18 protein-coding genes are annotated in these 21,732 nt (G+C 72.3%); 9 read left to right on the top strand and 9 right to left on the bottom strand.

Going from position 1 to position 21,732, the window contains the following annotated elements; translation table 11 throughout:
* Nucleotides 1-117: 117 nt before the first annotated feature.
* Complete coding sequence (locus ACFVIM_RS18310) at nt 118-573, bottom strand: SPW repeat protein (protein WP_384302324.1); 456 nt, start codon at nt 571-573, stop codon at nt 118-120.
* Between the two features lie 273 nt (nt 574-846).
* On the opposite strand from ACFVIM_RS18310, the gene ACFVIM_RS18305 reads away from it, so the two are divergent.
* The 6 genes from ACFVIM_RS18305 to ACFVIM_RS18280 all read left to right on the top strand — a co-directional run bounded on the left by ACFVIM_RS18305 (nt 847) and on the right by ACFVIM_RS18280 (nt 7,807).
* A complete protein-coding gene (locus ACFVIM_RS18305) occupies nt 847-1,572 on the top strand; it encodes a hypothetical protein (protein WP_384302322.1) in 726 nt (241 codons plus the stop codon).
* Entirely contained in the window at nt 1,569-2,309 is a 741-nt protein-coding gene (gene cseB, locus ACFVIM_RS18300) for a two-component system response regulator CseB (protein ID WP_384302320.1), read from the top strand. The genes ACFVIM_RS18305 and cseB overlap by 4 nt, the downstream gene beginning before the upstream one ends.
* Nucleotides 2,310-2,311: 2 nt before the next feature.
* The gene (locus tag ACFVIM_RS18295; RefSeq protein WP_384302318.1) at nt 2,312-3,598 is read left to right on the top strand and encodes an ATP-binding protein; all 1,287 of its coding nucleotides are present in this window, start codon (nt 2,312-2,314) and stop codon (nt 3,596-3,598) included.
* 231 nt (nt 3,599-3,829) lie between these two features.
* Nucleotides 3,830-5,695, top strand: coding sequence for a transglycosylase domain-containing protein (locus tag ACFVIM_RS18290; protein WP_384302317.1), 1,866 nt, complete (start codon nt 3,830-3,832; stop codon nt 5,693-5,695).
* 609 nt (nt 5,696-6,304) lie between these two features.
* Complete coding sequence (locus ACFVIM_RS18285) at nt 6,305-6,904, top strand: hypothetical protein (protein WP_384302315.1); 600 nt, start codon at nt 6,305-6,307, stop codon at nt 6,902-6,904.
* A gap of 390 nt (nt 6,905-7,294) precedes the next feature.
* Nucleotides 7,295-7,807 (top strand): SRPBCC family protein, encoded by a 513-nt coding sequence (locus ACFVIM_RS18280; protein WP_384302313.1) that lies wholly within the window; start codon nt 7,295-7,297, stop codon nt 7,805-7,807.
* A gap of 322 nt (nt 7,808-8,129) precedes the next feature.
* On the opposite strand, the gene ACFVIM_RS18275 is transcribed toward ACFVIM_RS18280, so the two are convergent.
* From ACFVIM_RS18275 to tdh, 4 genes are all read right to left on the bottom strand, one after another.
* Entirely contained in the window at nt 8,130-9,041 is a 912-nt protein-coding gene (locus ACFVIM_RS18275) for a helix-turn-helix transcriptional regulator (protein ID WP_384302311.1), read from the bottom strand.
* A 774-nt stretch (nt 9,042-9,815) separates the two neighbouring features.
* Nucleotides 9,816-10,730: a LysR family transcriptional regulator gene (locus tag ACFVIM_RS18270; protein WP_384302309.1), complete on the bottom strand. Its 915-nt coding sequence runs from the start codon at nt 10,728-10,730 to the stop codon at nt 9,816-9,818.
* 398 nt (nt 10,731-11,128) lie between these two features.
* Complete coding sequence (locus tag ACFVIM_RS18265) at nt 11,129-12,310, bottom strand: glycine C-acetyltransferase (RefSeq protein WP_384302307.1); 1,182 nt, start codon at nt 12,308-12,310, stop codon at nt 11,129-11,131.
* Nucleotides 12,311-12,525: 215 nt separating this feature from the next.
* The gene (tdh, locus tag ACFVIM_RS18260; protein ID WP_384302305.1) at nt 12,526-13,554 is read right to left on the bottom strand and encodes an L-threonine 3-dehydrogenase; all 1,029 of its coding nucleotides are present in this window, start codon (nt 13,552-13,554) and stop codon (nt 12,526-12,528) included.
* Nucleotides 13,555-13,802: 248 nt separating this feature from the next.
* On the opposite strand from tdh, the gene ACFVIM_RS18255 reads away from it, so the two are divergent.
* Nucleotides 13,803-14,114 carry a hypothetical protein gene (locus tag ACFVIM_RS18255; RefSeq protein WP_384302303.1) on the top strand — a complete coding sequence of 104 codons (312 nt, stop codon included), beginning with the start codon at nt 13,803-13,805 and terminating at the stop codon, nt 14,112-14,114.
* 31 nt (nt 14,115-14,145) lie between these two features.
* Here ACFVIM_RS18255 and ACFVIM_RS18250 read toward each other — a convergent pair whose 3' ends face one another.
* From ACFVIM_RS18250 to ACFVIM_RS18235, 4 genes are all read right to left on the bottom strand, one after another.
* A complete protein-coding gene (locus ACFVIM_RS18250) occupies nt 14,146-15,702 on the bottom strand; it encodes a DUF6397 family protein (protein ID WP_384302301.1) in 1,557 nt (518 codons plus the stop codon).
* A 108-nt stretch (nt 15,703-15,810) separates the two neighbouring features.
* Nucleotides 15,811-16,215: a roadblock/LC7 domain-containing protein gene (locus tag ACFVIM_RS18245; RefSeq protein WP_384302299.1), complete on the bottom strand. Its 405-nt coding sequence runs from the start codon at nt 16,213-16,215 to the stop codon at nt 15,811-15,813.
* Between the two features lie 207 nt (nt 16,216-16,422).
* Nucleotides 16,423-16,977, bottom strand: a complete 555-nt coding sequence (locus ACFVIM_RS18240) for an RICIN domain-containing protein (protein ID WP_384302297.1) — start codon at nt 16,975-16,977, stop codon at nt 16,423-16,425.
* Between the two features lie 480 nt (nt 16,978-17,457).
* Nucleotides 17,458-17,640, bottom strand: a complete 183-nt coding sequence (locus ACFVIM_RS18235) for a hypothetical protein (RefSeq protein ID WP_384302295.1) — start codon at nt 17,638-17,640, stop codon at nt 17,458-17,460.
* Nucleotides 17,641-17,908: 268 nt separating this feature from the next.
* Here ACFVIM_RS18235 and ACFVIM_RS18230 point away from each other — a divergent pair, with 268 nt between their 5' ends.
* On the top strand, nt 17,909-20,836 hold the full coding sequence (locus tag ACFVIM_RS18230; RefSeq protein ID WP_384302293.1) for a DEAD/DEAH box helicase: 2,928 nt from the start codon (nt 17,909-17,911) through the stop codon (nt 20,834-20,836).
* Nucleotides 20,833-21,732, top strand: a 900-nt coding sequence (locus ACFVIM_RS18225; protein ID WP_384302291.1) for an SWF or SNF family helicase, incomplete at its 3' end; no start/stop codon positions are given. The genes ACFVIM_RS18230 and ACFVIM_RS18225, both read left to right, overlap by 4 nt.

Raw genomic sequence — 21,732 nt, 5'->3', positions numbered from 1 at the left:
CCCAGGGGGGCGGACCCCACCTCCCGTTCCGCGTGTCACATCCCCGGTGCCCGCGGGCGGCCACCGAGACGTCACCGCCGGACCGAACCCGAACCCGGCCCCGAGGCTCCGTCAGCACTACCCTCCGGCACGCCGTCCGGAGCGTCCGCTCCTCATCGCGGCGGCCGTACAGACCAGACCGAGGGCGAAGGTGAGGCAGCCGAGGATGACATTGGTCCAGATGACGCCCGCGTCCGGGGCGCTGCCCACGATCCAGGGCGCGACGACAAGCCAGACACCCATGGCACACATGGCCCAGCTCAGTCCGTACATCCGGGCGGGCGTCACGGTGAAGCCGAGCGCGAGCACGACGATCGCGACCCCCATGATCAGGTTGTGGATCGCGAGGGCGGGCTGGGTGGCCGCGTAGTGGACGATCCACGGGGACACCGCGCACGCCAGTCCGACCAGGAACACCGGGCCGTCCACGAGCGCGACATCGCGCCCGCCGAGCACGCGGTCATAGCGGTCCCTCATCTCCGAGATGTCGGGATGCCCCGCCAGATCTCCCCTGTGGTGTGAGACGCCGGCCATACGACTCGCCTCCTTCGATGCGCTGCGCGTCTGACCGTGTGGCGCGCCGCCATAGCGCGCGCCATCTATCCATTTTGCCCTTATCTGTTCCTTATGTATAGCGATCCGAATTCCGTTCCTCATCCCCCAGCGATCCGGGTGATCATCTTCCAGCCTCCCGGATCCCGGGTCCCCCGATCTCCGGTCTCCCGGATTCCCGGTCCCCTCGATCCCCGTCCGGCATCCTCGCGGGCCGTACACATGTACGCCTGGACGCCGGTAGGGTGATCATCCATGGCCCGCTCCCCACGCACCGGCCCCGGCCGGAGGCCGCTCACGGTCGCGCTGCTCCTCTGCGCGACGGCCCTGGGGTCCGTCGGATGCGCCGCCGACACGGGCCCCCGGGACGACGGCGCGGCGGCTCCGCTGGCGCCGCCGGTGAGCGCCTCCCCTCTCTGGCCGCGCCAGGCGGTGCCGACACCCACCGGGCGTCAGTCCCCTTCGTACCACCGCTATCGGGACATCCCCGGCGTCACCGTGCCCAAGGGAGGTCTGCGGGCCATGTCGGCGCCCTCCCTCATGGCGAAGGACCCCAACCTCTCCCAGGGCGTCTACGACGCGCTGCGGCAGTGCCCCGGGCGGGTCTGCGGACTGCGCGCCCCCGTCCACCGCGATGTCACCGGGGACGGGGAGACGGAGATGATCGTGGCCTTCGACGACCCGTTCGGCGCGATGACCCTGATCCAGGTCTACCGGTCCTTCGGCACCACCGTCCGGCCCATCCTCATCCACTGGTCCCTGCTCGGCGGCACCGGCGAGACGTTCGGCTCCGACCTCGTGCTCCGCTCCAGCGGCAGCGACGGGCAGATCACCACCCGGTTCCGCTGGAACGGCGCCGAACTCGTCTCCGTCTCCGGCGACACCCCCGCCCGTCCCGGGTTCCGCTCCGCGTCACCCACCACCTTCCCTCCCCCACCCCCGTCCCCACCCGCACCCCTCCCCAGGACAGACAACCCATGAGTGCCGTTCACCCCGCCCCCGGCAGTGCCGACGGCGCGCACCTGTTGCTCGTCGAGGACGACGAGGTCATCCGTTCCACCGTCCGGATGCTGCTGGAGCGCTACGGCTACACCGTCTCCACCGCCGCCGACGGACTCTCCGGGCTGGAGCGCTTCCGCGAGCGCACCCCGGATCTGCTCCTGCTCGATGTGATGCTGCCCCATCTCGACGGCATCGGCCTCTGCCGCCGGGTGCGCGAGATGAGCCTCGCCCCGATCCTGATGATGTCCGCGCGCGGTGACGCCCTCGACGTCGTCGCCGGGCTGGAGGCCGGGGCCGACGACTATGTCGTCAAACCCTGTGAGAGCTCGGTGCTCGTCGCCCGGATCCGCTCGCTGCTGCGCCGGGCCTCCTTCCCGCCCCAGACCCCCGCCGTCACCCCCGGCGCCGCCCCCGGCGACACGACCGAGAACACCCTCCTCACCTTCGGTGATCTGACCGTGGACCCCCGGGGACTGGACGTACGGCGGGACGGGCAGCAGGTCGCCCTCACCCCCACCGAACTGCGGATGCTCCTGGAGTTCGCCGCCTCCCCCGGTGTCGTGCTCGAACGCAGGACCCTGCTCAGCCGGGTCTGGGACCACGCCTGGCACGGGGACACCCGGGTGGTCGACCTCCATGTGCAGCGGCTGCGGGCGAAGATAGGCGCCGAGCGCATCGAGACCGTCCGTGGCTTCGGCTACAAACTCCGGCGCTGACCATGGCGTTGCGCTGGCGGATCGCCGCCCTTGTCGCCGCCGCGATCTGCGCGGTCGCCACCGCTGTCGGGGTCATCGTCCACACCGCGTCGCGCGACCGGGAGCTGAACCAGGCCCGGGACGCGGCACGGACGACCCTGGACCGTGCCGCCATGGCCTACGCCAGGACCGGATCGGTCCAGGGAACCGGTGCGGCCCTGGACTCCCCCGGGCTCCCCGGCAGACTGCGGAAGCTGACCGAACGCGGGCACCGGGGCACGGAGTTCACCACCCGCCCCACCGGCCCCGCCATGTGGGCGGCGCGCCCGGCGGGCGATCAGGTCCTCTCCGTACGGATCGACATGGCCACCACCCTGGGCGACATCAGCGCCCTGAACACGACCGTCGCCTGGGCGGGCGCGCTGACCACGGCCGTCGTCCTGCCACTCGGGGTGATCAGCGCCGGACGGATGTCCCGGCGGCTGCGCGGGGCGGCCGGGACGGCCCGCCGTATCGCGGCCGGGGATCTCGACGCCCGCATCGACCCCTCACCCCGGCCCCGGGACGAGATCGCCGAGATCTCCACCGCCGTGGACACCATGGCCGCCGCCCTCCAGCAGCGGCTCCGCAGCGAACAGCGGTTCACCGCCGATGTCGCCCATGAGCTGCGCACACCGCTGATGGGGCTGGTCACGGCCGCCGAACTGCTGCCGGAGAGCGAGGCGTCGGGCTTCGTACGGGACCGGGTACGGGTCCTGGCGGCGCTGGTGGAGGATCTGCTGGAGATCTCCCGGCTGGACGCGGGGGCCGAGCGGCCCGATCTCTCCCCCTGTCCGCTCGGGCCGCTGGTGCGCGACATCGTCCGCAGACCGGGACTGCCGTCGGAGGAGGTGCGGATCGTCCTGGCGGACGGCGCGCGCGAGACCGAGGTGTGGACGGATCCGCGCCGGCTGGAGCGGATCCTGGCCAATCTCGTCGTCAACGCGCACCGCCATGGCCATCCCCCGGTGACCGTGACCGTGACAGCCGGGGACGAGGCCGGGCCCAGCGCCGGCCCGACGGTCACGGTACGGGACCGGGGCCCCGGCTTCCCGGAGACGCTGCTGGCCGATGGGCCGCAACGGTTCCGTACCGGCGCCCGGGAGCGCGGCACCGGCCATGGGCTCGGCCTCACCATCGCCCAGGGACACGCCCGCCTCATCGGCGCCCGGCTGAGCTTCGCCAACGACTCGGAGCAGGGCGGCGGCGGTGCCGTGGCGTCCATACAGCTGCCACGGCTCAACCCGGGCGAACCGTCGATCCACGGCTGAGCCGGACCGGGCCGTACGATTCCGCAGGGCCGAGCCGGACCGTACGGTTCCGTACGGCTGTGACGCGCCGTGGGGCCTCCCGAGGCGCACCCGGGCACCGGCGGACGCACCGAGGCGTACCCGGCGGTACGGACGGGCGCCGAGCCGCCGATACACGGCTGATACATCTCCGCGTCCGGTCCGACACAGAGTTTTCATCCCCCGAAGATCTTCGCCACCGAGGATGCGCGCATGCGTACGAGTGGCACCCCGGTCCGGACGCCGGACGACCCCAGCAACGACACGGCCGGGGCGAAGCCCCGGCGCCGGGGACGCGGGCGGAGACGGCGGGCCCGGCGCCGCTGGCTGACCTGGCGCCGCGCCCTGGTGGCGCTGGCGGCGCTCGGAGTGCTGGTCTGCGGGGCGTTCGCGGTGCTGTACGTCGTCATCGACATCCCCCGCCCCAATGAGCTGGCACGGGCCGAGAGCAACGTCTACCTGTACAGCGACGGCAGCAGACTGGCGCGTACCGGCGAGATCAACCGTGAGTCGGTACCCCTGGAGAGCGTGCCCGAGAAGGTCCAGCTGACCTTCGTGGCCGCCGAGAACAAGGACTTCTACAGCGACTCCGGGATCTCCCTGTCGGGCACGGTCCGCGGTATCGGCAACACCATCGCCGGACGGGGCGCCCAGGGCGGCTCCACCATCACCCAGCAGTACGTCAAGAACTACTACCTCAGCCAGGAACAGACCCTCAGCCGCAAGGTCAAGGAACTGTTCATCTCGCTCAAGGTGGACCGCCACCTGTCCAAGTCCGACATCCTCGCCGGATACCTCAACAGCAGCTACTACGGCCGCCGCGCGTACGGGATCCAGGCCGCCGCCCGCGCCTACTACGGGGTGGAGGTGGGCCAGCTGACGGTCGAGCAGGGCGCCTACCTCGCCGCGCTGCTCCAGGCGCCGAGCCAGTACGACTGGGCCACCGCCGGTCCCACCGGCCGCAAACTCGTCCACGACCGCTGGAACTACGTCCTGGACAACATGGTGGGCCAGGACTGGCTGGATCGCGGCGCCCGCGAGCGCATGACGTTCCCCGTTCCCCGCGAACCCCGGCAGGAGGCGGGTCTCGGTGGACAGACGGGCTATCTGGTGGAGGCCGCCAAGCGGGAGCTGATGCGCTCCGGCGTCAGCGAACAGGAACTGGCGGGCGGCGGCTGGCGGGTCACCCTGACGGTGGACCCCCGGCGCCAGCGGGCTCTGGAGACCGCCATCACCTCGGCCGGTACGTCCGTCGACGGGGGCCCGGCCCGGCATCTGCGGCCCGTCCCGTCCGGTCGAACGACCCTTGACAAGAACGTGCAGGCCGGGGCCGTCTCCCTCGATCCGAGGAACGGCCGGATCGTCGCGATGTACGGGGGCCGGGACTCCCTGCGCCAGTACCTCAGCAACACCCAGCGCGCCGACTACCAGGCCGGGCCCACCTTCGGGCCGGTGCTGCGGGCCGCCGCGGCGGCGCAGGACGAAGGGGACTCCCGCAGCCCCGGGCTGGACCCGGCCGTCACGGTGGAGACCGCCGACGCCCTCGGGATGAAGCTGGACGAGAGCGAGGTGAAGGACCCCAAGGCGCTGAAGCTGGGGCTGGTGGGCGTCAGCCCCATGGAGCTGACCCGGGTCTACGCGAGCCTGCGCAACGACGGCCGGAAAGTGACGCCGTCGATCGTCAAGTCCGCCACCCGCGACGACGAGGGCACCGGGGTCCGCGACCCGATCGGCACCCGGATGATCAGCGCCTCGGCGGCACGGGCGGCCGAGGAGTACCTGGCGACCGAGTCCCGCTCGGCGCGCGTCAAGCGGACGGACATCTGGACGGAGAACGGCATCGAGTCCGTCCAACAGGTCGCCGGGCGCAGCGACGACGGCAAGGCCGAGTGGGCGGTCGCCGCGACGGAGGAACTGCTGACGACCGTGGGGCTGTTCGGGGAGAACGCCAAGACACGGCGTCAGGTCCCCTTGAAGAGCGACCAGAAGGGACTGGCGGCGGAGATCTGGAACGTGTACACCCAGGCGGTCGCCATGCCCGGGCCCCCGCCCGGCCCCTCGCCCTCGAAGGGGCCCTGAGCCGATGGCCCCAGAAGGGTGTCCGGCGGCCCTGGTGCCGCCGGACACCCGACGGGCCGTCGGGGAGCGCGCGGCGCGGGGCGGCGTCGGAACCGCTTGAGGGAGAGACGGCCCGCGGTGACCCAGGCGATGCGAGGGAGAGGAAGGACGGTCCGCGGCACTCCGGGCGACGTACAGGGAGAGGAAAGACCGCCCCCGGCGCCCCCGGGCGACGTACGGGGACAGGGGCGACGTACAGGGAGAGGGACGATGTACGGGGAGAGGAAAGACCGACCCCGGCGCCCGACGCGCGGCTGGCGCGGACGGCTGCTCTCCTGAGCGGGCCGCCCGGCCCTGAGGCACGGGCGCGCTGTGGGAGCCTCAGCCGAGCGGGTCCCGTCCCGCCGGACGGCCGGGGCACCCTCCGTACCCGGACGCGCCCGGACGGACGTACCCCCTCCCCCGGAGGCACCACACCGGAGCGCCCACACCCCCCGCCGAGAGACACAGGTCATCCGGGGTACGCGCGGGCCAGATGGCCGAAGGGCCCCGGATCCGCGCGGTTGCGCGGCACCTCTTCCGTCCCGACCGTGGCAGCGAACGCGTCCCCACGCTCCGGAAGGAACACCCATGCGACTCTCCCCGGTCACCCGCCTCCTCGCGCCCTCGGCACTGTGCGCCGCCCTCACCCTCGCGGCGGCAGGACCGGCCACGGCGCTCACCGCGGCCCCGGAGCCCTCCCCCGCCGTGGCCGCCGCCGAACGGGCCGGGCGGGCCGATGAGACCACGGAGGCGCTCGACGCGCTCACGACCGCGCTCCAGTCGCTGATCGACGGATCGAGGACCGAGCTCACCGCGTGGGTCGAGAAGACGGTGGAGGAGGCGAAGGCCACCGCCCCGGTGAGCGCCCCCGCCGTACCCGCGGCCCCGGTGGCTCCCGCCGAGACTCCGACCGTGGCGGACCTCGCGGGTCTCACCGGCACCTCGGGCCTGCCCGATATCACCCAGCTCACGGACTTCACGGCCCTGGCCGACCTGGCCAGCCTCGCGGGCCAGACCGACGCCACGGCGACATCGCTCGCCGAGGCGCCCGACCTCGCCCAGATCAACGAGCTCGCCAGCCTCACCGAGCTGCCGGAGCTGACGAGCGTCACCGACCCCGCCACGCTGGCCGACCTCGCCGGGCTGGCGGAGCTGGTGGATCTCACGGGTCTGTCCGCCACCTCGTGAGCGGAGTCGGCCGACCGGGCGCACGGTGAGTTCCTCCACCGTGCGCCCCTGTCATCGTCCCGGTCCGGGGGCCGGAAGGCCGGACTGTTCGACCAGGTGTGCCAAGGAGTATCCGTCCGCCGCGCCCCGCGAGGCTCGCGCGCGATCCACCGGGCCCTCCCGTGACCCGGACCGCACTCCCCTGGTCCGGACCGCACTCCCCTGATCCGTCAGGACATCCCGCCATCCGGATCCGGACCGGCTCTCCCACACTCCGGGTCCGGGCGGGAGGAAACGGGCATCCCAGGAGGACGGGACCCGCCTCCCGTCGACGCCGCGAGGGGTTGAATCCCGCGCAGGGGGCATGGGGCGGACAGAGCCCCGGCGTCCAGCGGATCGGAGTCCTCCACCATGCCTCGCACCTTGACGGTCTCGGACAGCATCGTCATCCACGCGACCCCTGCCACCGTCTACGCACAGGTGAGCGACCCCCGGCTGATGGGCCACTGGAGTCCGGAGAACCTCGGTGCGACCGTACGAGGGGAGATCCGCGACGCCTATGTGGGCATGGTGTTCCACGGTCACAACCGGCGCGGACCGCTGCGCTGGACCACCCGCTGCACGGTGCTGGCCGCCGATCCGGGCGAGCGCTTCGCCTTCCGGGTGCACGCCATCGGCAGACGGCGCCCGGTCCTGCGCGGGCGGATCGCCACCTGGGAGTACCGCTTCGACGCGGTCGACGGCGGGACCCGGGTGACGGAGACCTGGCGGGATGACCGCCGGGGCTGGCCCGACGCCCTCGCCAACGCCTTCGACCGGCTGGCGACCCGTGGCCACACCTTCGCCGACTTCCAGCGCGCCAACATCCGCCGGACACTGAGCAACCTCAAACATGTCCTGGAGTCCCGGCCCACGCCGTCCTGACCCGGGCCCGGTGTCCGACCCGGGGGAAGCCGGTGTCCGTGACCGCGACAAGCCGTTGTCCCTCCGTGCTCCGAGGGGCGGTGGCCGGGCCTCCGGGCGGATCGTCATGCTGTGGAGGTCCCAGGGCCGTGGAGGTCCCAGGGCCGTGGAGGTTCCAGGGCCGTCAGGGTTCCCGGGCTGTGGAGGTCCCAGGGCCGTCAGGGTTCCCGGGCCGTCAGGGCGCTGCCCGCGCCCACCGCCGGTCGTCCCGGGTGGCCGGCCCACCGGCCGATCCGGCCGCCCCGGGGCGCCGGGCCCCGGGGGGCGATGTCGGGGCGACGGCTCACCCCGGCGGGGTGGCCCCCGCAGGTCCACCCCCGGCGCAGCGGCGCGCCAGCAGTTCCAGAGCGGCGGCCGACGGCGAACCCGCCCCGGCCGAGTAGACCACCACGATCTCCCTCGGATCATCCGTGAGCCGCATGGTCTCGAACGACAGTTCCAGGACACCGAGTTCGGGATGCCGGATCCCGGTGGTGCCGTGGGACGGACCGAGCACGGCATGGCGGGACCACAGCGCCCGGAACTCGGGGCTGGCGGCACTCAGTTCCATGATGTGGGCGGCGAGCGCCGCGTCATCGGGATACTCGGCGATCTCGGTCCGCAGATACGCCGTCGTCTCGTGCGCCTTGGTCTCCCAGTCCACGTACAGACGCCGCACACGCGGCTCGGTGAAGACCAGCCAGCCGATCGTCCGACGCGCGGGCGGGACCTCGGCGAAGTCCAGGAACACCTCGGTGGCCAGGCTGTTCCAGCCCCGGACGACCCCACGGGCGCCCACCAGATAGGCCGGGGCGGCCAGCGCCTGGAGCGCTTGGCGCACCCCGGCGCGCACCGGGGCGTCGGGGTGGTCCGACCGCTCCCCGGGCGGATGCCCGACCTCCATATACCCTCCGTCCGCGATGCCCGGCCCGGCCGCGCCCGGCCGGGCGAGCCGGTAGAGGTGGCGGTGCTCGGCGGGGCTCAGCCGCAGCGCCCGGGCGACCGCGTCCAGCACTGTGTCGGAGACCTGCGAGGCGCGGCCCCGCTCCAGCCGGATGTAGTGGTCCACGCTGACGTCCGCGAGCGCGGCCACCTCCTCCCTGCGTAATCCGCTCACCCGTCGGCGACCGGAGGCCGGAAGACCCACATCGCCCGGACCGAGCCGGGCGCGCCGGGAGAGGAGGAAGCTCTGGAGTTCCGGGTTGGACGACGGCATGGGTCGGATTATCCGCCCGTACGGGGCACCACGAGGAGCCCCGTACGGTGGGCGGACGACGGCCTGTCCGAGAAGCGCCCCCGGGTGGGCACCGTGACGGTGCCCACCCCGGAGGTCCCCCGCTTCCCCTGGCGGGGTGGGACGCCGCCGATCGCCGGAGGCAGTACGGTGTCCGGCCCGGTGGGAGCGCGGTAGGACGGGTGAGGTGGAGACCCATCCCCCGGCCCGCCGCCGCGCCGGTCACCTGCGATCGGCCTGTTCCCTGTCTTCCGGCCGTGCCCCCACTCTCCCGCCCCGCGCGAGAGTGAGACAGGGCAAGGACCGCCCTGGACAGATCTCCGCTGACGCGCTACAGGCAGGCGGTGGCGGCACGCGCGATGACGGCTCCGGCATGAAGAACGGGCGGGTACAACGACCGCTGACCAGGAAAACGCCGTCCGACGTCATCCGATGCGCCCGTGGAGTCGTCACGAGGACGGCGACAAACGGATGGTGAGGGATGGTGAGAGACACCGGTGAATACCGATGAATACTGATGAGTATTGATGAGTATCGACGAACACCGACCGGGCCGGGCCGGGGAACCCGCCCGCGCCACGGGCTTCGGACGCGTCCGAGACCCGCAGACGAAGCGGTCGGCCGAGCGGAGGACGACCGGGCTCCTCCCGCGCTCCGGAGCACCGGAGCCCCTGGGCGCCTCTGATGGATCAGGCTCCAGGGCAGGGAACGACCCGTGCCCGGCGGCACCCCCGGCCGAAGGGCCAGGCAGGGGCGTCAGCCGGTGGACAACCCGGCCGCCGCCTTCGCCAGCGCGTCCAGGACCGGGCTCAGCAAGGGGTGGTGCTCCGCCCCTCTCCGTACCGCCGCGAAGACACGGCGCGTCGGCACCGGACCGGAGACCGCGCGGACCACCGTGCCCTCCCAGGCCATCCCGCGCAGCGCGGCCCTCGGGACCAGGGCCACCCCGGCGCCCGCGCCCGCCAGTGCGACCACCGCCCGGAAGTCATCGGAGGAGTGCACCAGACTCGGCTGGAATCCGGCCTGTTCACAGGCGAGGAGCACCATGTCGTGGCAGGGGTTGCCCGGGTAGGGGCCGATCCACCGCTCGTGAGCCAGCTCGGCGAGCGCGATCCGGTCGGCCGCGCCGAGCGGATGACCGGCGGGGAGTACGGCGTCGAACGGCTCCGCGTACAGCGGCACCCGGGCCAGCCGGAGGTCATCGACTCCCGGCGCGCCCCGGTACTCGACCGCGACCGCGATCTCCGCCTCGCCGTCCAGCACCAGAGGGAGGCTCTCGTCTCCCTCCGCGTCCCGGACCCGGACCCGGATCCCGGGGTGATCACCGGCAAGCAGCCCGAGCGCGGGGGCCACGACCTCGGCGATCCCGGTGGCGAAGGCGGCCACCGTGACGTCGCCCGCCGTGCCGCCCGCGTACGCCTCCAGCTCCGCCTCGGCTCGTTCGAGCTGGGCGAGGACGGTGTGGGTGTGGTGGAGCAGGATCTCCCCGGCCGCCGTGAGCCGGACTCCTCTGCCGCCACGGATGAGCAGTGTGTGGCCGGTCTCCTGTTCGAGCGCGGTGAGCTGCTGGGAGACGGCCGACGGGGTGAGGTAGAGCGCGGACGCCGCGGCGGTCACCGTACGGTGGTCCGCCACGGCCCGCAGGATACGCAGCCGTCTCGGGTCGATCACCTGGTCATTCTCTCAGCCCGCCCACCAGCGGGAAGACGGGGCCGGTCCCTCCGCCCGTCCGCCCGGCACCCGCGCGGCGCTACGGGAGGGCACCCCCGGCAGCACCGCCCGGAAGACCTTCGGGGTAGTGGCGTCGAACCGCCCCACCCGCCGCGCACCGAGCGGGCGGGAACGCGCCGGGCCGCGAAGGCACGCCCGCCCCGGGGTGAACGGTCCGGGACGGGGTGAACGGTCCGGGACGATGGCGGGCCCGAGCGGTCCCGCCATCGTCCATCCACGTCGCGAGCGGCATCACGTCCACCCACCGCGGATCCAGCGCCTGTCGCCATCACACAGGTCGGCGATCTCCCCGGCCTCGCCACCCCGGTCCCGTCTTTTCTTCACCTGCCCGCCGAGGCTCAGCCGTGCAAAACCCGGCGGGCGTCGGCGAACGCCGCGACCGCGCGCTCCACATCCTCCAGCGAGTGCGCGGCGGAGAGCTGGACCCGGATACGGGCCTGCCCCAGGGGCACCACGGGGTAGGAGAAGCCGATCACATAGACCCCGCGCTCCAGCAGCAGCTCGGCCATCCGGCCCGCCTCCGCCGCGTCGCCGATCATGACGGGGACGATCGGATGATCCCCGGGAAGGATCTCGAAGCCCTCGGCGGCCATCCGCGCACGGAACAGCGCGGTGTTCTCCCGCAGCCGCTCCCGCAGCTCATCGGCGGACTCCAGCAGATCCAGCACCGTGAGCGAGGCCGCGGCGATCACCGGCGCGAGGGAGTTGGAGAAGAGATACGGACGGGAACGCTGGCGCAGCAGGGCCACGATCTCGGCGCGCGCCGCGACATAGCCCCCGGAGGCCCCACCAAGCGCCTTGCCGAGCGTGCCCGTGATGATGTCGACCCGGTCCATGACGCCCGCCAGTTCGGGGGTGCCACGTCCGCCGGGGCCGACGAAGCCGACCGCGTGCGAGTCGTCGACCATGACCATCGCGTCATAGCGGTCCGCCAGATCGCAGATCTCCGCCAGCGGGGCCACATAACCGTCCATGGAGAAGACCCCATCGGTGACGATGAGCCGACGGCGCGCGTCCTGGGTCTCCTTGAGCCGCTGCTCCAGCTCCGCGAGGTCGCGGTTGGCGTAGCGGTGGCGGGCGGCCTTGCTGAGCCGGATGCCGTCGATGATGGAGGCGTGGTTGAGCGCGTCCGAGATGACCGCGTCCTCGGGGCCGAGCAGGGTCTCGAAGACACCGCCGTTCGCGTCGAAGCAGGAGGAGTAGAGGATGGTGTCCTCCTGGCCGAGGAACGCCGACAGCCGTGCCTCCAGTTCCTTGTGCACATCCTGCGTGCCACAGATGAACCGTACGGACGCCATGCCGTATCCCCAGCGGTCCAGGGCGTCCTTGGCCGCGGCCACCACCCTCGGGTGGTCGGCGAGACCGAGGTAGTTGTTGGCGCAGAAGTTCAGGACCTCACCGGACGCGACCGACACGGTGGCTCCCTGCGGGGTGCCGATGACCCGCTCGGGCTTGTGGAGCCCGGCCTCACGGATCTCGTCGAGGGTGGTGCGGAGGTCGTCGCGGACGGACGCGTACATGAAGCGTGCTCCCTAGGTGTCGTCGAGGGTCTGAAGGAGAGAAGTCGGGAAGTCGGGGGTGGATTCTCGTCATCGATGAGTCCGGCGGTCGGGACGCCGCCCGCCGGTCATGTGCCGGTCGCCCCACACCACACCCAGTCAGCCGTCTCCGGGCTCCGGGCTCCGGCGGGCGGGTCGGCGGGCGGGTCGGCGGGGCGGACGCCCGTCACACCCGTTCAGCGAGTCCAGTCAAGAATGATCTTGCCGCTCCGGGCGGTCGCGGCCTCGTCGAAGGCGGCCTCGAAGTCCTGGAAGCCATAACTCCCGGTGATGACCGGGCTGAGGTCGAGTCCGGCCTCCAGGAGGACCGTCATCGCGTACCAGGTCTCATACATCTCCCGCCCGTAGATCCCCTTGACCGTGATCATCGAGGTCACGATCTTCGACCAGTCCACGGCGAACTCCTCCGCCGGAAGACCGAGCATGGCGATCCTGCCGCCATGGGTCATGTTGTCCACCATGTCGCGCATCGCCTCGGGACGCCCGGACATCTCCAGACCGATGTCGAACCCTTCCCTGAGGCCGAGCTGCCGCTGCGCCTCGGCGATGGGGTGCCGCGAGACGTCGAGCGCCAGGGTCGCACCGGCCTTCCGGGCGAGCTCCAGCCGTGCCTCGCTGACATCGGTGATCACGACATTGCGCGCGCCCGCGTGCCGGGCGACCGCGGCGGCCATGATGCCGATCGGTCCCGCCCCCGTGATCAGTACGTCCTCACCGACCAGCGGAAAGGAGAGCGCGGTGTGCACGGCGTTGCCGAAGGGATCGAAGATCGCGGCGATGTCGAGGTCCACCGGAGCACGGTGCACCCATACGTTGGAGGCGGGCAGGGCCACGTACTCGGCGAAGGCACCGTCCCGGCCCACCCCCAGACCGATGGTGCTGCGGCAGAGGTGCCTCCGCCCGGCGAGGCAGTTGCGGCACTTGCCGCAGACCAGATGACCCTCGCCGCTCACGAGGTCACCCACCGCGATGTCGGCCACGTCCGCGCCGACTGAGGCGACCTCGCCCACGAACTCATGGCCGAGGACCCTCGGGGTGTCCACGGCCCCCCGCGCCCATGAGTCCCAGGAACGGATGTGCAGGTCGGTGCCGCAGATTCCGGTGCGCAGCACCTTGATCAGCACATCGCCGGAACCAGTCTCGGGCTCCGGCACGTCCATGAGCCACAGACCGGGCTCAGCGTGCTGCTTGACAAGTGCCTTCATCGGGGCGGCTCCAGGCAGGAAATCGTGGCAGAGCATGACAGAGACGACAGCAGTCATGTTTTGCCGCAATGGCGCCAAACTATGTCAGCGCGGGTCAGGGACCTGCACCAATCTGCCGAGCGCGGCCCCGGGAGTCCATCGAGGATTTCTTAAACGGGACCACAGCGGAACTTCACACGGCGGCGCGGAGCGGAGATCAGGTGCGGGCATCGGTCGCGTTTCGGGCCTCCCGGTGCGAGCCTGGGAGGATGAGCTGGGCTTCGTGGACGACCACGGGTGTGTACTCCGGGCGCGGCGGAGTGCACACCGACGAGGTCGGGGTGCTGACCGGGGACCTCACCGTGCACACCACATGGGCCGGTGGTGAGGCGCGGGTGGCCGTGCAGTACAGCGGTGCCTCCGACTGGTTCACGATGACGGGCAGCCCCATGGCCTGCGCCACCGAGGACGAGAGCCGGGCCCTCCACCAGGCCGTGGTCCAGGCCGTCGAGGAGGGAGGCGGCGCGACCGTCCCCCCGGTGCCCCGCGCCCCGGCGCAGGAGCCCCCGGCTCCTCAGTGAGGCGCACCCAGCGCCGGGAGAGCCCTCCCTTTCACCTCACGCGCCGCCCTTTCCGTGCGCCCCTCAGACCCAGCGCCGCCAGCACCCGGGCGAGACGACCGCCGCGGCCGACCGGTCGCTCACGCCACCGCACGACACCCAGCGTCCGCGACCCCGGGGGCGCCGCTGGCCAGGACACCGTCGCGACCGCTCCGGGCACGGGAGCGGCGATGGACCCGGGCTCCGGGGAGGGAGCGTCTGGGGTGCCCGGCGCGGCTGGACACCGCGGCTGATCCCCCGACCCCCGCACGCCACGCTCTCTCCCCGGCGGGGGCGCCGGCCTCGCCCGACGCACACAGCCGGGCGCCGAGCCCGCCGTTCCAGCCGTCTCAGGGGTGGGCACCACGCCCGGTACCGGTGCGGAGGGGCTCGTCTCCAGCGCCCTCGCGCGCGCCACTCCCCCGGCGGCCGCCGCTCCCCCACCGGTCCACCGCCAGGCTTCCGGAGGATGGGGCACCACACCCAGAGGTCCCCAGGCCATAGCGGCCGCCCCGCGCACGGCATCGGGCGCTCCGCCGGACGGACCCGCCGGATGTGCGGGCTTGTCCACCACGCCGTGCGCCTCCGCCACGCCCGGCATCGCTCCGCCCACCGACGTCCGCCGTGGCACGAGGTCCGGTTCGCCGCTCACCACCGGCGCGGGCCGGGCCAGTCGGGCCCGGCCGAGCGCGTCCGCCAGCCGAACCCGGTACCAGAGGGTCTCGTCCGGGTCCTCCGCCCAGAGCAGCCGCTCCATCACCCCGTCCTGGACGGCGGCCGACCATGGCGGGGCCATGCCGGAACCAGGCCGCAGCTCTCTCAGATAGGACCGCTCGACGGCGTCGGTGACCGATTCGGCGAGCGTGACCGGATCGAGGGAGGCTGCGATAGCCGCCGCCCGCGCCCAGGGATCCCGGGTCCACTGGATCAGCCCGGCCAGCCGCCGGGCACGCCAGTTCCGCGCCCGCCGGTCCTCGCCCGCCGCCAGCCTGGCCACCATCTCGGCGGGCGCTCTGCCGGTCAGCAGCCCCGCGTGCCGCCGGGCGAACTCCTCGACCTCGTCCGCGAGATAGAGCCAGACGACCGTTCGATAGCGGTTCAGATAGCAGCGGACGGGGGTGAGATGGCCGGTCCGGGCGAGCCGCCCGAAGCGGGCTGGATGAATGCCGATCAGCCCGGCACCCCGTGTCGCGCCCACCGTCCGCACACGGTCGCGCAGGGCCTGCGGAAAGCCCGGGGCCGCGCGCACCCGCGCGATCTCCTCCTCCGCGATCAACGCGGGTCCCCGGCCGTCGTGTGAGGTGACACCGATGTGTCCGAGGTCGACGGCCAACTCGACCTCCGTGCCCCTCAGGCCGAGCTCCCGAGCGGCCTGCCGCAAGGTCAGCCCGGGCGGATGCCCCGTCTTCCCCGTCGCTGCCGACGGAGGATCCACCGCACCCCCGCTCTCCACTCCCGGTCGCGGGACGAGGTCCGGACGCCGCCGCGAGCGCCGCTCTCCCTCTGCTACCGCCGCCTCGGCAGACGCACCCGATACCGCTGCCGCCGACGTCGTTCGCCGTAAGGTCATCTTGGTCTCCCCCGTGAGGTTCTCTGACTCCCGGTGATGACCGTAGCCCGCGGCGGAAGACTTCCGCAGGGCCTGTGGATAACCCTCAAAAACTAGCGTTCTCGCAGGTCAGCGGGCATTTGCTCCGGGCTGTCGCGCCGCCACGCTCAGATGCTCGCCCACCCGGTTGACCATGAGCGTCATCTCGTACGCGATCTGACCGACGTCGGCCTCGGCCTCGCTGAGAACGCAGAGGCAACTGCCGTCCCCGGCCGCCGTGACGAAGAGCAGCGCCTCGTCGAACTCGACCATGGTCTGTCGGGCCCGGCCGGCCCGGAAGTGGCGTCCGGAACCCCGGGCGAGCGAGTGCAGACCGGAGGAGACAGCGGCGAGATGCTCGGCGTCCTCCCGCGCGAGACCCGAGCTCGCGCCTGTGACCAGGCCGTCGTTGGACAGTACGAGTGCGTGCTTGATGTGCTCGATCCTCTTGGTCAGGTCGTCGAGCAGCCAGTCAAGTCCCTTGTCCAGCGGCATGGTTGTTCCTTCCCCGAGCATGCGTTCCCCGTGTTGCCGTAAGCCTTTCGCACGGCGAGCGGCAGGGCAAGGTGCAACCGCCGCAATAAATCGAGCAACCGTGCGACGTACATTCGAATGGCATATTCGGACCCGGCCTCGCACCAGGTCGGTGACACCACCCCCACTCCGGACGCCATGCCCGCACCGCGCCGAGTGAGAACGATTTCACGCGCCCTGCTGGACGACCTGGAAGGAGAAGGTCTGATTGCGCTCGGTCGAGCAGGCGTAGAGAAGAATCGCGGGCCCGGGCGCCGCGAAGCAGAGGTTGTCGACCGACCTCACCTTGCTGGTGGCCGAATTGATGAGGTGTTTCTGGTAGGGATTGGCGGCCCGGCAAGCGGTCTGAATGATGTTGTAGGCGGGGAGCGGCGGCGTAATACTGCGCCGGTCAAGACACATGCCACTGAGTGATGTCACGCGATATTGCCCCGAACCGATCCGCTCGATATCGAAAAGCTGGGAGGGAGAATCCGCGACGGACCCGCAGGAGGCAGGGACTATCCGCGCCCCCACGACCGTCGAAGCATTCTCGACATCAAGACACTTTCCCGTGTGCGTAAGAATTCGATAGCGGCCATTGCCCAGAGGGGCCGGATCCGTACGAGAGGGGGAGAGACCCGCCACGGCCCCGGCGGGATCGTCGGCCGTTAAGGAACGGCGCTGGGCCAGGGAGGACTCGGATTCAGCGGAGACCCTGGTCAGCGGCGTCTCGTCGGCCATGATGGCCGTGGGGGCGGAGCCGGGGCCGAGCGCCGCGGCGACACAGACGACGGCGGCCGAACTCCGGAGGAGCGGGGGGCGCGGCATGGACGGTCCTGCCTTTCCAGCACGAGGGGCGATGGCCGGGACCAGCCTCGGCAGTTCCCGGCCCGGCAGCACAAGCCTGCCCGTGCGAGCCCGCCCAGAACAGGGCGCGCAACCACCCAACTCGTTGACTCATGTACCACCTCGGTGGGGCAGCCATGGATTCCGCCACCCTCGACGGGTGAGCGATAGCCACTCCATGGCCCGCGCGCCGACTTTCCCTCGGAAATGAGACCGAGCGCCGCCGCGACCACCACCCACCGTTCGACCTCAGCGCACATGGCTGGCCGATACCCGCCCCGCACCGGCGTGGACGCGCGCCGCCCTGCCCGGCGGACGGTCGCCCTCGCGCCACCCGTGGCCACGTCAGCGGTTCATGTCAGCGGCCCAGGAGGGTCAGCGACCGATCTCCTTGCGCGAGACCCTGCGCAGCCGCTTCCGCTGGCTGGGGTCGAGCATCAGATAGGCCACGGCGGGCAGACCGACCACGACGAGCAGGGAGAACCAGAATCCGATCAGGGGCATCAGCAGCAGACCGACCACGACCCCGCCAATAACGATCTTCGTACGTGTTGACATCTCGCTCCTCCTCGCACCGCCCCGACCGCTCCTGCCTGAGGAACGCGCGGAACCACTCGACAGTTCCACTATGCGCCGCGACCGGGCCGAACGAGGATCCCTCGCCGCTGGGCGACGCGCCCACCCCGAGCCGTACCACCCGTCTCCACATCCGGCGACAGAGCCCACGGGAGGCTCATGTGAGGCAGATCACGCATTCACTCCACCCGCGAGTCCGGGCATTCGGCTATCATCGGCGACTCCCAGTCAGGCTAGTCAAGTTTGAGGAATGCGAATCATCGCTGTGCAGAGCCCTCCCGTGGCACCCCCCTCAGCCGCCCTCGCCCGTCACTCCACCGTGTTCCTTCCCGGCGACCCGCCCCGCTCGGGACGTGTCGCGTTCTGGCTCCCCGGCGACGACTCTCCTGGCGCCGACGTCCCGGGAGCCGCCACCGAACCCTTGACCGTCGTGACAGCCGACCTTCGCGCGTGGACCGTCTCCGCCGTGACCCTGCCCGTGGCCTCGGCCCTCCCGCTGCTGACCCGCGCACGGCTGATGCCGGACGCCTCCCGGGCGACCGCGTTCTGGGGCGCCGCCTCCCTCCTGGCCCTGGAGTTCGCCGCCCGTGGACTGCTGCTGCCCGGACTGACCGGCACCGACCACGACACCTGGCGCATCGCACCGCTCACCGCCACCGACGGGGAACGGGTGCGGGCGCTGGCCGCCGCCATGCCGCCCGAGGCCCACGCCGTACCGCTCGACGGCACGGACGGCACCGTCCTGCCCGAGCAGGAGGGTCTGCTGCGGGCGTTCCTGGACGCGGTGGCCGACGGGCTGCCGCGCTCCCCCGCGGCCGTTCTCGCCGCGGGTTCCGAGGCGTTCGCCGCACCGGAACCCCAGCATCTGCCCGGAGTCCGCGCCTGGGCCTCCGACCTCGCGGCCGCCCATGACTCCGGCGTACGCCTCTCCCTCCGGATCGAGGCCCAGAGCGAGCCCGACAGCACCCACCGCCCCGCCGATTCGGGCCCCGACGGCGAGGGGAACGAGCGCGGGCCGGCGTTCCGCGCCGTCCTCCAGATGCACAGCCTCAGCGACCCCGCCCTCGTCGCCGACGCGGCCGACGTCTGGGCGGGCGGCGACCGGGGGGCGGCGGCGTTCGGGCCGCGCGCCCAGATGGACGCCCTCATCGCGCTGCGCCGGGCGGCGCGCGCCTGGACACCGCTCACGCCGCTTCTGCACGCGGCCGTGCCGGAGGCGGTGGGCCTCGCCGATGAGGAGGTCGCCGAACTGCTCGCGGACGCCACCCCCGCTCTCGCCGCGTGTGGCGTCGCGGTGCACTGGCCCAGGGACATGGCACGGCGGCTCACCGAGCACGCGGTCGTCGGTCCGCCGCGCGACGGTTCGGACGGGATGTCCTCCCCTCTCGCCTCCGCTCCCCCGTCCCTGCTCTCCGCCGACGCACTGCTCTCGTTCGACTGGAGGTTCGCGCTGGACGGGGAGCCGCTGACCCGGGACGAGCTGGACCGGCTCGCCGAGGCCCACCGGCCCGTCGTGCGCCTGCGTGACCAGTGGGTCCTGGTCAACCCGGAGGACATCCGGCGCGCCCGAGACCGCCAGGACGGCGGCCTCTCCCCGCTGGAGGCGCTGACCGCCGTGCTCACCGGCTCGGCGGAGGTCGGTGGACGGCGGGTCGACGTCGAGGCGTCCGGCTGGGTGGCCGAACTGCGGGACCGGCTGGCCGATCCCGAGGACGCGGACCGGTCGGACCCGTCGGAGAAGGAGTTCGTCCAGCCCTCCGCCCTCACCGCGACCCTCCGCGACTACCAGCTGCGCGGTCTGCGCTGGCTGCACCGGATGACCTCGCTGGGCCTCGGCTGCTGTCTCGCCGACGACATGGGACTCGGCAAGACCATCACCTTGATCGCGCTCCATCTGCACCGCCAAGGCGACGCGTCGGCGACGGGCCCGACCCTCGTGGTCTGTCCGGCCTCGCTCATGGGCAACTGGCAGCGGGAGTTCGCGCGGTTCGCCCCCGACGTCGCGGTGCGCCGCTTCCACGGCGGCTCGCGCAATCTGGAGGACCTCGCGCCGGGCGAGGTGGTCCTCACCACGTACGGGACCATGCGGCTGGACGCGGCCCGGCTCGACGAGGTGCCCTGGGGCCTGGTCATCGCCGACGAGGCCCAGCATGTGAAGAACCCGTACTCGGCGACGGCACGGGCGCTGCGCTCCATCGGGTCCAAGGCACGCGTCGCGCTCTCCGGCACTCCGGTGGAGAACAACCTCTCGGAGCTGTGGGCGATCCTGGACTGGGCGACACCGGGTCTCCTGGGACGACTGGGTACCTTCCGTACCCGCTACGCCGACGCGGCCGAGAGTGGCACCGATCCGGCCGCCGCCCAGCGGCTGGCCGCGCTGGTCGGCCCGTTCCTGCTGCGGCGGCGCAAGTCCGACCCGGGGATCGCGCCCGAGCTGCCCCCGAAGACGGAGACCGACCACGCCGTCTCCCTCTCCTCCGAGCAGACCGGGCTCTACGAGGCCGTGGTCCGCGAGACGCTGGCCGCCATCGCCGGTGCCGACGGCATGGAGCGGCGCGGCCTGGTGATGCGGCTGCTCACGTCGTTGAAGCAGATCTGCAACCATCCGGCGCAGTACCTGAAGGAGGACCACCCGGAGGTGCCCGGCCGTTCGGGGAAGGTGGAGCTGCTCGACGAGCTCCTCGACACCATCCTCGTGGAGGGCTCGGGCGTGCTGGTGTTCACCCAGTACGTACAGATGGCGCGGCTTCTGGAGGGTCACCTGGCGGCGCGCGGTGTCGCGACGCAGTTCCTGCACGGCGGCACGCCCGTGGCCGAACGCGACACCATGGTGGCGCGTTTCCAGAGCGGCGCCGTACCGGTCTTCCTGCTGTCGCTCAAGGCCGCGGGCACCGGACTCAACCTCACCCGGGCCGAGCATGTCATCCATGTCGACCGCTGGTGGAACCCGGCGGTGGAGGCACAGGCCACCGACCGCGCGTACCGGATCGGCCAGACCCGTCCGGTCCAGGTCCACCGGCTGATCACGGAGGGCACCATCGAGGACCGGATCGACGCGCTCCTGGCCCGCAAACAGCGACTGGCGGATTCGGTGCTCGGCTCGGCCGAGAGCGGGCTGACCGAACTGAGCGACGCCGATCTGGCGGACCTCGTGGAGCTGCGCGGAGGTACGCGATGAGCGAGGGGCGACACATGCACGCGGACGAGGTGGAGCGGACTTTCGCGGCGCTGCCGCCGACCCGGGGCCGGGGCTTCGCCCAGACCTGGTGGGGACAGCGCTGGATCGGGGCACTGGAGGACACGGCGCTCGAAGCCGACCAGCTCACCCGGGGCCGCAAGGCCGCGCGGGCGGGGCTGGTGGGCGCGGTGTCGGTGCGCCCCGGGCGGATCACCGCCGTCGTCCGGGACCGGGACGGCACCGGGCACCGCTGTGATGTGCTGCTGTCCGTGCTGAGCGCCACGGACTGGGACCGCTTCCTGGATATGGCCGTGGACCGGGCGGGACACATCGCGGCGCTGCTCGACGGGGAGATGCCACCGCACCTGGTGGAGGACGCGGCCGGGGTGGGCGTCGATCTGCTGCCGGGCATCGGCGACCTGGAGCCCGAGTGCGACTGCGGCGCCTGGGATCTGTGTCCGCACGCGGCGGCTCTGTGCTACCAGGTGGCGCGGTTGCTGGACCAGGATCCCCTGGTGCTGTTGCTGGTCCGTGGGCGCGGTGGGCGACGGCTCCTGGACGAGCTGCACTCCCGTAGCGCCGCGCGAGCGGCCGCTCCCATGGTCTCGGAGACGGACGCGCACCGGGGGATGCCCGGGGTTCCCGCGGACGAGGCGTTCGGGATGGGCGGCATCCTGCCGTCGCTGCCCCCGGCGCCGGAACTGCCCGCGGCCCCTGGCCCCGCGCCCTCGGTGGAGACCGACCGGGCCCCGGGCTCCGGCGTCGACACCGACGCGCTGGAGTTCCTGGCGGCGGACGCCGCCGCGCGGGCCCATCGGCTGCTCGCGGAGGCGCTCGCGCCCGGGCATGAGCGGCTGCCCGTCGAGCCGGAGACGACCCGGGACCAGGACGCGGTC

It is taken from the genome of Streptomyces sp. NPDC057638 (genome assembly GCF_042800315.1).
Lineage (GTDB): Bacteria > Actinomycetota > Actinomycetes > Streptomycetales > Streptomycetaceae > Streptomyces.
This window is presented reverse-complemented; position numbering and strand designations above follow the sequence as displayed.

What these genes read in the sequence shown, in the direction of transcription:
- ACFVIM_RS18310 (WP_384302324.1), bottom strand. Translation starts at nt 573, where the DNA reads ATGGCCGGCGTCTCACACCACAGGGGAGATCTGGCGGGGCATCCCGAC.
- ACFVIM_RS18305 (WP_384302322.1), top strand. Translation starts at nt 847, where the DNA reads ATGGCCCGCTCCCCACGCACCGGCCCCGGCCGGAGGCCGCTCACGGTC.
- cseB (WP_384302320.1), top strand. Translation starts at nt 1,569, where the DNA reads ATGAGTGCCGTTCACCCCGCCCCCGGCAGTGCCGACGGCGCGCACCTG.
- ACFVIM_RS18295 (WP_384302318.1), top strand. Translation starts at nt 2,312, where the DNA reads ATGGCGTTGCGCTGGCGGATCGCCGCCCTTGTCGCCGCCGCGATCTGC.
- ACFVIM_RS18290 (WP_384302317.1), top strand. Translation starts at nt 3,830, where the DNA reads ATGCGTACGAGTGGCACCCCGGTCCGGACGCCGGACGACCCCAGCAAC.
- ACFVIM_RS18285 (WP_384302315.1), top strand. Translation starts at nt 6,305, where the DNA reads ATGCGACTCTCCCCGGTCACCCGCCTCCTCGCGCCCTCGGCACTGTGC.
- ACFVIM_RS18280 (WP_384302313.1), top strand. Translation starts at nt 7,295, where the DNA reads ATGCCTCGCACCTTGACGGTCTCGGACAGCATCGTCATCCACGCGACC.
- ACFVIM_RS18275 (WP_384302311.1), bottom strand. Translation starts at nt 9,041, where the DNA reads ATGCCGTCGTCCAACCCGGAACTCCAGAGCTTCCTCCTCTCCCGGCGC.
- ACFVIM_RS18265 (WP_384302307.1), bottom strand. Translation starts at nt 12,310, where the DNA reads ATGTACGCGTCCGTCCGCGACGACCTCCGCACCACCCTCGACGAGATC.
- tdh (WP_384302305.1), bottom strand. Translation starts at nt 13,554, where the DNA reads ATGAAGGCACTTGTCAAGCAGCACGCTGAGCCCGGTCTGTGGCTCATG.
- ACFVIM_RS18255 (WP_384302303.1), top strand. Translation starts at nt 13,803, where the DNA reads ATGAGCTGGGCTTCGTGGACGACCACGGGTGTGTACTCCGGGCGCGGC.
- ACFVIM_RS18250 (WP_384302301.1), bottom strand. Translation starts at nt 15,702, where the DNA reads ATGACCTTACGGCGAACGACGTCGGCGGCAGCGGTATCGGGTGCGTCT.
- ACFVIM_RS18245 (WP_384302299.1), bottom strand. Translation starts at nt 16,215, where the DNA reads ATGCCGCTGGACAAGGGACTTGACTGGCTGCTCGACGACCTGACCAAG.
- ACFVIM_RS18240 (WP_384302297.1), bottom strand. Translation starts at nt 16,977, where the DNA reads ATGGCCGACGAGACGCCGCTGACCAGGGTCTCCGCTGAATCCGAGTCC.
- ACFVIM_RS18235 (WP_384302295.1), bottom strand. Translation starts at nt 17,640, where the DNA reads ATGTCAACACGTACGAAGATCGTTATTGGCGGGGTCGTGGTCGGTCTG.
- ACFVIM_RS18230 (WP_384302293.1), top strand. Translation starts at nt 17,909, where the DNA reads ATGCGAATCATCGCTGTGCAGAGCCCTCCCGTGGCACCCCCCTCAGCC.